The organism is Pseudomonas sp. AK181 (genome assembly GCF_051122975.1).
GTDB classification, from domain to species: Bacteria; Pseudomonadota; Gammaproteobacteria; order Pseudomonadales; family Pseudomonadaceae; genus Aquipseudomonas; species Aquipseudomonas lactis.
The window spans coordinates 4,373,027-4,385,548 of sequence record NZ_CP146348.1 but is presented as its reverse complement, the minus strand read 5'-3'; the positions used below and the strand labels follow the sequence as shown (position 1 = coordinate 4,385,548).

Genomic DNA, 12,522 nt, shown 5'->3' with positions numbered 1-12,522 from the left:
ATGACATGGACATGAGCATTAAGCTGAGCGCGTCTTACCCTGCTGGCACGACCCAGGCCAATGCCGCCATTGCGGCCCAGCCTCGTCCTGTAACCGAGACTGATTCGGCATCCGGCGTTGAGCCGCAGCGCGTAGCGCTGGAAAAAGCGGTAACTGATATTCGTGAATTTGTGCAGGCTTCCCAGCGAAATCTGGACTTTTCCATCGACGACACTACCGGTCGCCTAGTTGTCAAAGTGATTGCCACTGACAGCGGTGAAGTGATCCGACAAATTCCATCCGAGACTGCGTTGAAGCTGGCGCAGAATCTGAGCGATGCCAGCAGCCTGTTGTTCGATAGCAAGGCTTGAGTTGGCACGAAACATGTTTCTGATTGCTGCTTAGGCCATAGTGCGCCAAGAAAGCGGCAGCCACAGGACAGGAGAAGCAGACATGGCAAGTTCAACGATTACCGGGCCGGGCTCGGGCTACGATACTCAAGGTATCGTGAAAGCACTGGTCGGCGCTGAAAAGGCACCCAAGCAGTCCCAGATCACCAAGCAACAAACGGTCACGACGACTCAGTTGTCGGCTGTGGGCTCGGTTAAAAGTGCTCTGGAAGCTTACCGGGCGGCAATCACCAAGTTGAATAGCGCCGCTTCGTTTAACGGTCTGGCTGCAACCACCTCCGATGACAAGACCGTCAAGGCCACCCTCGGTGATGGCGCCTCGAGTGGTAAGTACGTCTTGAAAGTGGACAACTTGGCGACCTCTTCAAAAGTGACCAGTAAAGCGTTCACTGGCGCGGCTGCGGTGGCTAACCCAGGTGAAGAAAACCAGACCCTGACCATTAATCAGTCAGGCAAGAGCTACAACGTCGTCATTACTGGCGGTTCGACGCTGCAACAAGTGCGTGAGTCCATCAATACCCAGCTTTCTGCCCAAGGCATAAGCGCCAACGTGCTGAGCGACGCCAACGGCGCACGGCTAGTCATCGGTTCCACCAACAGTGGTGTGGGCACGGATATTACTCTAAGCGGCGACTCAGATCTGGCGGTCGGTTACGACAAAGGCCCGGCCGCAGTAAACGCCAAATACTCCATTGACGGCATTGCCATGGAGTCCACCAGTAATACGGTGAAGTCTGCGATCAGCGGTGTGACCCTGGAGCTTGTTGCGCCGACCGACAAAGACAAGACGACTACCATCAACGTGGCTAGCAATACTGCCACCTTGAAAACCTCCGTGCAGTCGTTCGTCACCTCCTATAACGCCTTGATGACTGCCATCAATGCTCAGACCAAGGTCACGGCCACAGGGGACCAAGCGACGACCACTGCCGGTGCGCTGACCGGTGACGCATCGATGCGTGACCTTGTTTCCAGTCTGCGCGGAGAGTTGGTCAATGGCTCGGGCAATGGCTCGATCAGCAGCCTCTCGCAAATGGGGATCACCACCGACCAAAAAACCGGCTTGCTTTCGCTGGATGACAAGCAGTGGGACGCGGCGGTGGCGAAGAACCCGACCGATATTGCCAAGCTTTTTACCAGTTCCGATGGCTTGATTGCGCGCATGAACAAGGCTACCGACAGCTATGTAGGTACGACGGGTACGCTCGCCTCGCGGGTCAAGGATCTCAATACCAAGTTCACCGATCTAACTACCCAACAAGCTGACCTGGATCGGCGCATGGAAGCTCTGCAGTTGTCTCTTAGCGCCAAGTACACGGCCATGGACACTCTGATCGCCAAGATCAACGCCAGCAGCTCCAGCATCATGACAACCCTTAATTCGCTGAACAACCCGAAGTCGAACTGATCGTGAGGGGCGCGCGCGCCCTACAACGATCTGCGATAGTCGGCGTGTCATTAAAGTTTTTGGCGTCATGGTCGAAAAGCTGGTTAGAGAAAGCCTATTCGCTCCTGGCGTTTAACGAGGTAGCAACATGAATCCGATGAAAGCCCTTCGTCAGTACCAGAAGGTCAATTCCCATGCTCAGATATCTGAGGCCAGCCCTCATCGCCTGATCCAGATGCTGCTTGAGGGTGGCCTTGATCGCTTGGCGCAGGCTAAGGGTGCCATGTCTCGTGGTGACACCGCGCAAAAGTGTGTGCTGATTACCAAGGCAATCGACATCATCACTGGGTTGCGCCAAGGCCTGGACGAAGAGAAGGCGGAAGATCCAGCGGCTATCCAGCAATTGGACAGCCTTTACGAATATATGAATACGCGCCTGGTGCAAGCCAATGCGAGAAATGACGCAGACGCTATCGACGAAGTCGCCCGTCTGCTGATCACCGTCAAGACCGGCTGGGATGCCATCGCTCCACAATAAGGCCGATTGCCTTGAGGTACACATCATGAGCCATGCACTGCAACGCATCGACGAAACCCGCGAAGCCCTGATCGGCGCGCTGGCCGAGCGCAACTGGGAAGCTGTCGGCGAGTTGGACCTGGGGTGCCGGGCGGTGATTGATGAGGTGCTCAGCGAGGCGCCGGTAGATGAGGATGCATTGCGCGAAAAGCTGGAAAGCCTGCTGGTGGTGTATCGGCAACTGCTTGAGGTGACGACCGGCGAGCGCCAGGCGATTTTCGAAGAGATGTCGCAGATCAACCAAGCGAAAAATGCGTCAAAGGTTTACCATCTGTTCGGTTGAACGGGCGCAGTTAATCCGAACGGCGCGTCATATATTTGACTGTGCCAGCATTTTTGACTTAACTAGTGCTGTTTTCAGATTTCAGACGTCTAGAAGGTAAGAAATCTTACAGACGTCTAGATTGCCCTCATTCCGGGGCAGGAAGTTTTACTAGGGAAGTTGCTATTGCATGTGGCGTGAAACCAAAATTCTGCTGATCGATGACGATAGCGTCCGCCGCCGCGATTTAGCGGTGATTTTAAATTTTCTCGGTGAAGAAAATTTACCCTGCGGCAGCCACGATTGGCAGCAGGCGGTCAGCTCGTTGTCGTCGAGCCGTGAAGTCATTTGCGTATTGATCGGGACGGTAAACGCTCCTGGCGCAGTTCTGGGCTTGTTAAAGACACTGTCTACCTGGGATGAGTTCCTTCCGGTGTTGCTGATGGGCGATATTTCTTCCGTGGACCTGCCGGAAGACCAGCGCCGCCGCGTGCTGTCCAACCTGGAAATGCCGCCCAGCTACAGCAAATTGCTCGATTCCCTGCACCGTGCCCAGGTCTATCGCGAGATGTACGACCAGGCCCGCGAGCGCGGCCGTCACCGTGAACCCAACCTGTTTCGCAGCCTCGTCGGCACCAGCCGTGCCATCCAGCACGTGCGCCAGATGATGCAGCAAGTGGCCGACACCGACGCCAGCGTGCTGATCCTCGGCGAGTCGGGCACCGGCAAGGAAGTGGTCGCGCGCAACCTGCACTATCACTCCAAGCGCCGCGACGGGCCCTTTGTGCCGGTCAACTGCGGGGCGATCCCGGCAGAGCTGCTGGAAAGCGAATTGTTCGGCCACGAGAAGGGCGCCTTTACCGGGGCGATCACCAGCCGTGCCGGGCGCTTTGAACTGGCCAATGGCGGCACCCTGTTCCTCGACGAAATCGGCGACATGCCGCTACCGATGCAGGTCAAATTGCTGCGCGTGTTGCAGGAGCGCACCTTCGAGCGCGTGGGCAGCAACAAGACCCAGAGCGTGGACGTGCGCATCATTGCCGCCACCCACAAGAACCTCGAAAGCATGATCGAGGTCGGCAGCTTCCGCGAAGACCTGTACTACCGCCTCAACGTATTCCCTATCGAGATGGCCCCGCTGCGCGAGCGCGTCGAAGACATCCCGTTGCTGATGAACGAACTGATCTCGCGCATGGAGCACGAAAAGCGTGGCTCCATTCGCTTCAACTCCGCGGCGATCATGTCCCTGTGCCGCCACGGCTGGCCGGGTAATGTTCGCGAGCTGGCCAACCTGGTGGAGCGCATGGCGATCATGCATCCGTACGGGGTGATCGGCGTGGTCGAGTTGCCGAAGAAATTCCGCTACGTCGACGACGAAGACGAGCAGATGGACAGCCTGCGCAGCGACATGGAAGAGCGCGTAGCGATCAACGGTCATACCCCGGACTTCGGTGCCACTGCGATGTTGCCGCCCGAAGGCCTGGATCTGAAGGACTACCTCGGCAACCTGGAACAAGGGTTGATCCAGCAGGCCCTGGACGATGCCCATGGCATCGTGGCCCGCGCCGCCGAGCGCCTGCGTATCCGTCGCACCACCCTGGTGGAGAAGATGCGCAAGTACGGTATGAGCCGAAAAGAAGGTGATGAACAGGCGGATGATTGACGCCTGTTTTTCAACTACCTGATTTATAGGTAGATTTTTTTCGGCACGGGTATTGCTACAACCCTCGCAACGTTCCGTTTAACTGACGGTCAGCCAAGCGAGAGAGCATGATGCCCCACGCCGCCCAACTATCTTCGGCCCCTGCCATCCAGGGGCTGGTTTCGCCTGTAGAACCGCCGACCCGCCAGGGCCTGGAGCACGCGTTCTCGCAGTTCAACCAGATGTCGAGCCAGCTGACCGACTCCTACAGTCTGCTTGAGGCCCGGGTTTCCGAGCTTAAAGGCGAGCTGGCGGTGGTCAGCGCCCAGCGAATGCAAGAGCTGGCCGAGAAAGAGCGCCTGGCCAACCGCCTGCAAAACCTGCTGGACCTGTTGCCCGGTGGCGTAATCGTCATCGACGACCAGGGCCGCGTGCGCGAAGCCAACCCGGCAGCCTGCGACCTGCTCGGCCTGCCGCTGGAAGGCGAGCTGTGGCGTGAAGTCATCACCCGCTGTTTTGCCCCCCGTGAAGACGACGGCCACGAAGTCTCCCTCAAGGACGGGCGCCGGCTGTCCATCGCCACCCGTTCCCTGGACGCCGAGCCTGGCCAGCTTGTGCTGCTCAATGACCTGACAGAAACCCGGCACCTGCAAGATCAACTGGCTCGCCATGAGCGGCTGTCGTCGTTGGGGCGGATGGTCGCTTCCTTGGCGCATCAGATTCGTACGCCGTTGTCGGCGGCATTGATCTACGCCAGCCATTTGACTGACGAGCAATTACCGGCGGCCACCCACCAACGCTTTGCCGGGCGCCTCAAGGAGCGCTTGCATGAGTTGGAACACCAGGTGCGCGACATGCTGGTGTTTGCCCGCGGCGAACTGCCGCTGACCGATCGCGTTACCCCTGCCGGCTTGATGCAGTCTCTGCAAGCGGCAGCGGCAACCCATGTGCAGGAGGCCAACCTGCGCTGGCAGTGCGACAGTCATCAGGGCGAATTGCTGTGCAACCGCGACACCCTGGTGGGCGCGCTGCTCAACCTGATCGAAAACGCCACCCAGGCCAGTGGCCCAGGTGCGCGATTGAAGGTGCACTTGTACACCCGCGAGCAAACCCTGCGCTTGTGTGTCAGCGATAGCGGCAGCGGTATCGCTCCGCAAGTGCTGCAACGCCTGGGTGAACCGTTTTTTACCACCAAGACCAACGGCACTGGCCTGGGCCTGACCGTGGTCAAGGCAGTGGCCCGTGCCCATCAGGGACAATTGCAGCTGCGTTCCCGCGTGGGGCGTGGCACCTGTGCATTGATGACCTTGCCGCTGTTTTCCAGCGCGGCAAGCGCGGAGTAAGAGGATGATGGCTATCAAGGTTTTATTGGTGGAAGACGATCGCGCCCTGCGTGAAGCATTGGCAGACACGCTGTTGTTGGCGGGCCATGACTACCGTGCGGTCGGCTCTGCCGAGGAAGCCTTGGAGGCGGTCGAACAGGAAACCTTCAGCTTGGTGGTCAGCGACGTCAACATGCCCGGCATGGACGGCCACCAGTTGCTCGGACTGCTGCGCGTACGCCAGCCGCAACTGCCGGTGCTGCTGATGACCGCCCATGGCGCGGTGGAGCGGGCGGTGGATGCCATGCGTCAAGGCGCGGCGGATTACCTGGTCAAGCCGTTCGAACCCAAGGCGTTGATCGAGCTGGTGGCCCGGCATGCCCTCGGCGTGATGCCCGCAGCCGACGGCGATGGCCCGATTGCCTTTGAGCCGGCCAGCGCGCAATTGTTGGAGCTGGCGGCGCGGGTAGCGCGCAGTGATTCCACCGTGCTGATTTCCGGCGAGTCCGGCACCGGTAAAGAAGTGTTGGCGCGGTATATCCACCAGCAATCGGGCCGTGCCAAGCAGCCGTTCATTGCGATCAACTGCGCGGCGATCCCTGACAACATGCTTGAAGCCACCTTGTTCGGCCATGAAAAGGGCTCGTTCACCGGCGCCATCGCGGCCCAGGCCGGCAAGTTCGAACAGGCCGACGGCGGCACCATCCTGCTCGACGAAATTTCGGAAATGCCCCTGGGCCTGCAAGCCAAGTTGCTGCGCGTTTTGCAGGAGCGGGAAGTGGAGCGCGTGGGCGCACGCAAGCCGATCCAGTTGGATATCCGCGTGGTCGCCACCACCAACCGCGACCTGGCGGGCGAAGTGGCAGCGGGGCGCTTCCGTGAAGACCTGTTCTACCGGCTGTCGGTGTTCCCCCTGGCCTGGCGCCCATTGCGTGAGCGCCCGGCGGACATCATTCCGTTGGCCGAGCGCCTGCTGAACAACCACGTCAAAAAAATGAAGCATGCCCAGGCGCGTTTATCGCCCGAGGCTCAAGCGTGCCTGGTCAGTTACCCATGGCCGGGCAACGTGCGCGAGCTGGACAACGCGATCCAGCGTGCGTTGATTTTGCAGCAGGGCGGTTTGATCCAGCCGCAAGACTTTTGCCTGGCCATGGGCAATGGCGCTGCGCCGCTGCCGAGCCTGGCCCCGGCTCCCGTGGTCGCCGAGGCGGAATCGGCCGGCGCCCTGGGCGATGACCTGCGCCGCCGCGAATTCCAGATGATCATCGACACCCTGCGCGCCGAACGCGGCCGCCGCAAAGAAGCGGCCGAGCGCCTGGGCATCAGCCCGCGCACCTTGCGCTACAAGCTGGCGCAGATGCGCGACGCCGGGATGGACGTGGAAGCCTATCTTTTCGCCACCTGACCTCGCGCCAATCCGGTGTGTAGGAGCGAGCTTGCTCGCGAAGAACCCATAGGCGCCGCGGGCATCCTGGAAGCACGCGTTATCGTTGACGTTTTTCGCGAGCAAGCTCGCTCCTACACAAAAACGCGCGGTAAGAAGGGCCAAAAAATCTGCGGTAACAAGTTCGACAAGCTTTGTCGCCTTTTCTTACGAGTTGCTCCAGAGATGGCACCCTTGTTGCTACCACCCCTGGTAACCGCTGCGTAGTGTCAAAAAATTGCGGGTCGTCGGAGAGAGAAGGTCATGAGCCAGGGTATTGAGTTCAATCGGTTGATGTTGGATATGCGCGCCATGCAAATGGATGCCATGGCTCAACCGAAATCCGTCGCGCCAGCGCCGGAATTGGGCCAAAGCAATTTTGCCGACATGCTCGGTCAGGCAATCAATAAAGTCAGCGATACCCAGCAGGCGTCCAGCCAGTTGGCGACGGCTTTCGAGATCGGTAAAAGCGGCGTGGACCTCACCGATGTGATGGTCGCCTCGCAAAAGGCCAGCGTGTCCTTCCAAGCCTTGACCCAAGTGCGTAACAAGCTGGTTCAGGCGTATCAAGACATCATGCAGATGCCGGTTTAAGGACGAGATTTAAGTCATGGCTGAAGCACTCTCCGACAATCTCCCCGCCAAGGCCGACGGCAAACCGCCGTTGTTTGGCCTGTCGTTCCTGGAAAACCTCTCGGAAATGACCATGCTGCGTCAGGTGGGCCTGATGGTGGGCCTGGCAGCCAGCGTGGCGATTGGTTTTGCCGTGGTGCTGTGGTCGCAGCAACCCGATTACCGCCCCCTGTACGGCAGCCTGTCGGGCATGGATTCCAAGCAGATCATGGAAACCCTCGCCGCCGCCGACATCGCCTATACCGTGGAGCCCAACTCCGGCGCCTTGCTGGTCAAGGCCGATGACGTGGCCCGCGCACGGATGAAACTGGCCGCCGCTGGCGTGGCGCCGTCCGACAGCAATATCGGTTTTGAAATCCTCGACAAAGACCAGGGCCTGGGCACCAGCCAGTTCATGGAAGCCACCCGCTACCGTCGTGGCCTGGAAGGCGAACTGGCGCGCACCATCTCCAGCCTGAATAACGTCAAGGCCGCCCGTGTGCACCTGGCGATTCCGAAAAGCTCGGTGTTCGTGCGTGACGAACGCAAGCCTAGCGCCTCGGTGTTGGTCGAGCTGTTTGCTGGTCGCTCCCTGGAGCCTGGCCAGGTACTGGCGATCGTCAACCTGGTGGCCACCAGTGTTCCCGAGTTGAGCAAGTCGCAAATCACCGTGGTGGACCAGAAGGGCAACCTGCTGTCCGACATGGCCGAAAACTCCGCGCTGACCCAGGCCGGCAAGCAGTTCGACTACAGCCGCCGCATGGAGAGCATGCTCACCCAGCGCGTGCATAACATCCTGCAACCGGTACTGGGCAACGACCGCTACAAGGCTGAAGTCTCCGCCGATGTGGATTTCAGCGCCGTCGAATCCACCTCCGAGCAGTTCAACCCCGACCAGCCGGCCTTGCGCAGCGAGCAGTCCACCAGTGAACAACGCACCGCCAGCAATGGCCCCCAAGGTGTGCCGGGCGCCCTGAGCAACCAGCCACCCGCGCCGGCCTCGGCACCGCAAACCACCGGGGGCGCCGCCGCTACCGCTGGGGCGATCCAGCCTGGCCAGCCGCTGTTGGACGCCAACGGCCAACAGATCATGGACCCGGCCACCGGCCAGCCGATGCTTGCGCCGTACCCTGCGGACAAGCGTAACCAGTCCACCAAGAACTTCGAGCTCGACCGTTCCATCAGCCACACCAAGCAGCAACAGGGCAAGATCAATCGCCTGTCGGTGTCGGTGGTGGTCGATGACCAAGTCAAGGTCAACCCTGCGGACGGCGCTGTGACCCGTGCGCCGTGGACGGCTGACGAACTGGCCCGTTTCACCCGCCTGGTACAGGACGCCGTTGGCTTCGACGCCAGCCGTGGCGACAGTGTCAGCGTGATCAACATGCCGTTCTCCGCCGAGCGCGGTGAAGTGATCAGCGACCCTGCGTTCTACACCCAGCCGTGGTTCTGGGACATCGTCAAGCAAGTGCTGGGGGTGTTGTTCATCCTGGTGCTGGTGTTTGGTGTATTGCGCCCGGTGCTCAACAACATCACCGGTGGCAGCAAGAAGCAACTGGCGCTGGCCGGTGGCGACGTCGAGTTGGGTGGCATGGGCGGCCTGGACGGCGAACTGGCCAACGACCGCGTCAGCCTCGGCGGCCCGCAAAGTATTCTGTTGCCAAGCCCGAGCGAAGGCTATGACGCTCAGTTGAACGCAATCAAGAGTCTGGTGGCAGAAGACCCGGGCCGTGTGGCCCAGGTCGTGAAAGAGTGGATTAACGCAGATGAATGATCGAGCCGCTGTGGCCAAGCTGTCCCGGGTCGACAAAGCCGCCGTGCTGCTGCTGTCCCTGGGTGAAACCGACGCTGCCCAAGTGCTGCGCCACATGGGCCCTAAAGAGGTCCAGCGAGTGGGCGTGGCCATGGCGCAGATGCGCAATGTGCACCGCGAGCAAGTCGAGCAGGTGATGAGCGAGTTCGTCGAGATCGTCGGCGACCAGACCAGCCTGGGCGTCGGTTCCGACAGCTACATTCGCAAGATGCTCACCTCGGCCCTGGGCGAAGACAAGGCCAACGGCCTGATCGACCGCATCCTGCTGGGTGGCAACACCAGCGGCCTGGACAGCCTCAAGTGGATGGAGCCGCGCGCGGTGGCCGACGTGATCCGCTACGAGCACCCACAGATCCAGGCGATCGTGGTGGCCTACCTCGACCCGGACCAGGCCGGCGAAGTGCTTGGCCACTTTGACCATAAAGTGCGCCTGGACATCATCCTGCGCGTGTCGTCGCTCAACACTGTGCAACCGGCGGCGCTCAAAGAACTCAACACCATTCTGGAGAAGCAGTTCTCCGGCAATTCCAATGCTTCGCGCACCACCCTGGGTGGCATCAAGCGCGCGGCCGACATCATGAACTTCCTCGACAGCTCGGTCGAAGGCCAGTTGATGGACTCGATCCGCGAGATCGACGACACGCTGTCCGGCCAGATCGAAGACCTGATGTTCGTGTTCAACAACCTGGCCGATGTCGACGACCGTGGCATCCAGGCGTTGCTGCGCGAAGTGTCCTCGGACGTGCTGGTGCTGGCGCTCAAGGGCTCGGACGAAAACGTCAAAGAAAAGATCTTCAAGAACATGTCCAAGCGCGCCTCGGAACTGTTGCGCGACGACCTGGAAGCCAAGGGCCCGGTGCGCGTCAGCGACGTGGAAACCGCCCAGAAGGAAATCCTCACCATTGCCCGCCGTATGGCCGAAGCCGGAGAAATCGTTCTCGGCGGGAAGGGCGGCGAAGAAATGATCTAAGGCGCCTTGCATGTCGAATAAAGATGAGGCGCCCAGCGATCTGATTCGCGCGCGGGATGTCGGCGGCTTCGACATCTGGTCGCTGCCCAGCTTCGACCCCCATGTGCCGGAACCCGAGCCTGAACCGGTGGAGGAGCCGCCGGCGGAAATGGAAGAAGTGCCGCTGGATGAAGTCCAGCCACTGACCCTCGAAGAGTTGGAAACCATCCGCCAGGAGGCCTACAACGAAGGCTTTGCGGCGGGGGAAAAAGACGGTTTTCGCAGCACCACCCTCAAGGTTCGCCAGGAGGCCGAAGCGGCGCTGGCCACCAAGCTGGGTAGCCTGGAGCGCCTGATGGGTAACCTGTTCGACCCTATCGCCGAACAGGACTCGCAGCTGGAAAAATCCATGGTCGGCCTGGTGCAGCACATTGCGCGCCAGGTGATCCAGCGCGAACTGGTGCTCGACTCCAGCCAGATCGAAGCGGTGATGCGCGAAGCCCTCAAGCTGCTGCCCCTGGGCGTCGGCAATGTGCGGCTGTACATCAACCCCCAGGATTTCGAACAGGTCAAAGCCCTGCGCGAGCGCCATGAAGAAACCTGGCGCATCGTCGAAGACGCTTCGTTGCAGCCCGGTGGTTGCCGTGTCGAAACCGAGCACAGCCGCATCGATGCAACGGTGGAAACCCGCATCAGCCAGATCATGGCCAAGTTGTTCGATCAACTGCATGAACAAGCCCTGCACCCCGCCGAGCCGGACCTGAGCGTTGACCTGGACGCCACCGATGCGCCTTGATCGCACCAGCTTCGCCAAGCGCCTGGGCAGCTACGCCGAGGCCACCGAGTTGCCCGGCCAGCCGATCCTCGAAGGGCGCCTGTTGCGCATGGTCGGCCTGACCCTCGAAGCCGAGGGCCTGCGCGCCGCCATGGGCAGCCGCTGCCTGGTGATCAACGATGACAGCTACCACCCGGTGCAGGTCGAAGCTGAGGTGATGGGCTTTTCGGGCAGCAAAATCTTCCTGATGCCGGTGGGCAGCCTCGCCGGCATTGCCCCCGGCGCCCGCGTGGTGCCATTGGCCGACACTGGCCGCCTGCCTATGGGCATGAGCATGCTGGGCCGCGTACTCGACGGTGCCGGCCGTGCGCTGGACGGCAAGGGCGGCATGAAAGCCGAAGACTGGGTGCCGATGGACGGCCCCACCATCAACCCACTCAAGCGCAACCCGATCAGCGTGCCGCTGGACGTGGGCATTCGCAGCATCAACGGTTTATTGACGGTCGGTCGCGGCCAGCGCCTGGGCCTGTTCGCCGGTACCGGCGTGGGTAAGTCGGTGTTGCTGGGCATGATGACGCGCTTTACCGAGGCCGACATCATCGTGGTGGGGCTGATCGGCGAGCGGGGCCGCGAAGTGAAGGAGTTCATCGAGCACAGCCTCGGTGAGGAAGGGCTCAAGCGTTCCGTTGTCGTCGCTTCTCCGGCAGACGATGCACCGCTGATGCGCTTGCGTGCGGCGATGTACTGCACGCGCATCGCCGAATATTTTCGCGACAAGGGCAAGAACGTCCTGTTGCTGATGGACTCGCTCACGCGTTTCGCCCAGGCCCAGCGCGAGATCGCCCTGGCCATCGGTGAACCGCCCGCGACCAAGGGTTACCCGCCATCGGTGTTCGCCAAGTTGCCCAAGCTGGTGGAACGTGCCGGTAATGCCGAAGCCGGCGGTGGCTCGATCACCGCGTTCTACACCGTGTTGTCCGAAGGCGACGACCAACAGGACCCGATTGCCGACTCGGCGCGGGGCGTGCTCGACGGCCACATCGTGCTGTCGCGGCGTTTGGCCGAAGAGGGGCATTACCCGGCCATCGATATCGAAGCGTCCATCAGCCGGGTGATGCCGGCGGTGGTCACGCCGGAGCATATGGCCCGTGCGCAGCAGTTCAAGCAGCTGTGGTCGCGCTACCAGCAAAGCCGTGACCTGATCAGCGTCGGCGCCTATGTGGCCGGTGGCGACCGCGACACCGACCTGGCCATCGCCTTGCAGCCGCAACTGGTGACCTACCTGCGCCAGGGCCTCAACGACAAGATCACCATGGGCGAAAGCCAGTCGCACTTGCAGTCCATCTTCGCCCCGGCGCCGGGCGGCTAAGC

12 protein-coding genes are annotated in these 12,522 nt (G+C 61.0%); all 12 read left to right on the top strand.

From position 1 onward, the window contains the following. Positions 1-5: 5 nt before the first annotated feature. A complete protein-coding gene (locus V8689_RS19995) occupies positions 6-350 on the top strand; it encodes a flagellar protein FlaG (RefSeq protein ID WP_056786437.1) in 345 nt (114 codons plus the stop codon). An 82-nt stretch (positions 351-432) separates the two neighbouring features. Further along, a complete protein-coding gene (fliD, locus tag V8689_RS19990; RefSeq protein ID WP_003192971.1) occupies positions 433-1,797 on the top strand; it encodes a flagellar filament capping protein FliD in 1,365 nt (454 codons plus the stop codon). Positions 1,798-1,924: 127 nt separating this feature from the next. Further along, complete coding sequence (fliS, locus tag V8689_RS19985) at positions 1,925-2,314, top strand: flagellar export chaperone FliS (protein WP_056786433.1); 390 nt, start codon at positions 1,925-1,927, stop codon at positions 2,312-2,314. 25 nt (positions 2,315-2,339) lie between these two features. Beyond that, a complete protein-coding gene (locus V8689_RS19980; protein WP_003192968.1) occupies positions 2,340-2,636 on the top strand; it encodes a hypothetical protein in 297 nt (98 codons plus the stop codon). Positions 2,637-2,805: 169 nt separating this feature from the next. Then, positions 2,806-4,278 (top strand): sigma-54 dependent transcriptional regulator, encoded by a 1,473-nt coding sequence (locus V8689_RS19975; RefSeq protein WP_003192966.1) that lies wholly within the window; start codon positions 2,806-2,808, stop codon positions 4,276-4,278. 110 nt (positions 4,279-4,388) lie between these two features. Next, positions 4,389-5,600 carry a sensor histidine kinase gene (locus tag V8689_RS19970; RefSeq protein ID WP_056786966.1) on the top strand — a complete coding sequence of 404 codons (1,212 nt, stop codon included), beginning with the start codon at positions 4,389-4,391 and terminating at the stop codon, positions 5,598-5,600. 7 nt (positions 5,601-5,607) lie between these two features. Beyond that, positions 5,608-6,984 (top strand): sigma-54-dependent transcriptional regulator, encoded by a 1,377-nt coding sequence (locus tag V8689_RS19965; RefSeq protein ID WP_032897832.1) that lies wholly within the window; start codon positions 5,608-5,610, stop codon positions 6,982-6,984. Between the two features lie 282 nt (positions 6,985-7,266). Then, positions 7,267-7,596 (top strand): flagellar hook-basal body complex protein FliE, encoded by a 330-nt coding sequence (gene fliE, locus V8689_RS19960; RefSeq protein ID WP_003192959.1) that lies wholly within the window; start codon positions 7,267-7,269, stop codon positions 7,594-7,596. Between the two features lie 16 nt (positions 7,597-7,612). Continuing rightward, complete coding sequence (fliF, locus tag V8689_RS19955) at positions 7,613-9,388, top strand: flagellar basal-body MS-ring/collar protein FliF (RefSeq protein WP_056786431.1); 1,776 nt, start codon at positions 7,613-7,615, stop codon at positions 9,386-9,388. After that, positions 9,381-10,397, top strand: coding sequence for a flagellar motor switch protein FliG (gene fliG, locus V8689_RS19950; RefSeq protein ID WP_003192957.1), 1,017 nt, complete (start codon positions 9,381-9,383; stop codon positions 10,395-10,397). The genes fliF and fliG overlap by 8 nt, the downstream gene beginning before the upstream one ends. A 10-nt stretch (positions 10,398-10,407) precedes the next feature. After that, complete coding sequence (gene fliH / locus V8689_RS19945; protein WP_003192956.1) at positions 10,408-11,172, top strand: flagellar assembly protein FliH; 765 nt, start codon at positions 10,408-10,410, stop codon at positions 11,170-11,172. After that, positions 11,162-12,520 (top strand): flagellar protein export ATPase FliI, encoded by a 1,359-nt coding sequence (fliI, locus tag V8689_RS19940; RefSeq protein WP_003192955.1) that lies wholly within the window; start codon positions 11,162-11,164, stop codon positions 12,518-12,520. The genes fliH and fliI overlap by 11 nt, the downstream gene beginning before the upstream one ends. The last annotated feature ends 2 nt before the right edge of the window (positions 12,521-12,522 follow it).